A 735-nucleotide genomic window follows, 5' to 3' on the forward strand; every position below is an offset into this window, starting at 1 on the left:
GAGGGGCGTTTAGACGCTCACATCGACCTGTGACTGGCTGACACAGAATTTTGAACACCCTCCATAACACCCCACAACATTCGCCCAAAGCGCAGCCGCATATCGCCGCTCTAAGCCTGGCCATTAAGGCCAGCGACGGTGCCAGAGTTCAGCTCACTCCAGATGGCGTTTTTAAAGCGCGCGACGGGCGGCCCGAGGGCTTGCCAGGCTTTGCCATGTCGCAGCCGGAACAACATGGACATATATAGACGCTCTCCCGGTGTCAAGGCATAAAGATACCTTGGCGCCTGGACACCCCTGATTAACCTCTTTTTTTACTCATCACTCGGTCGCTATGATGAACGGTGGTTCATGCGAGTTGGTGGTAGTGCTGACATATATTCGGCTTCTGATCAGACCTTGGCCTGGAGCCCTGATGAGATCCGCACCTTCCCACCTAAAAACAGTCTCTCGATCTTTAACGATCGTGTCTTGGCCAGGTTCTGAGAAGGGCGGATAACCCCGTTTATTTCATCACACTAACGACTACCCGGATGAGATAAATACGTTTACGCTGCTTTAAATGCCTCGCTTTTTTGTAGCAAGATCCAGCTAATGCGTGCCAGTTTATGAGCTGACAATAGGGACACCCACCCTAAACTGTCACGCTGGTGGCAGCCTGCTTTGCAGCGGCTAGTGGTCCATGCGGTTAATTCTGTAACGATTGTTTTGCCCGCTCGACCGAAGCCAGAATTT

1 protein-coding gene is annotated in these 735 nt (G+C 52.1%); it reads right to left on the bottom strand.

The window, feature by feature from the left end:
* Positions 1-110 precede the first annotated feature (110 nt).
* Complete coding sequence (locus IE090_RS17975) at positions 111-242, bottom strand: hypothetical protein (protein ID WP_268247130.1); 132 nt, start codon at positions 240-242, stop codon at positions 111-113.
* Positions 243-735: the final 493 nt, after the last annotated feature.

The sequence above is a fragment of the Bacterioplanes sanyensis genome (assembly GCF_014652515.1).
Lineage (GTDB): Bacteria > Pseudomonadota > Gammaproteobacteria > Pseudomonadales > Oceanobacteraceae > Bacterioplanes > Bacterioplanes sanyensis.

What these genes read in the sequence shown, in the direction of transcription:
- IE090_RS17975 (WP_268247130.1), bottom strand. Translation starts at nt 242, where the DNA reads ATGTCCATGTTGTTCCGGCTGCGACATGGCAAAGCCTGGCAAGCCCTC.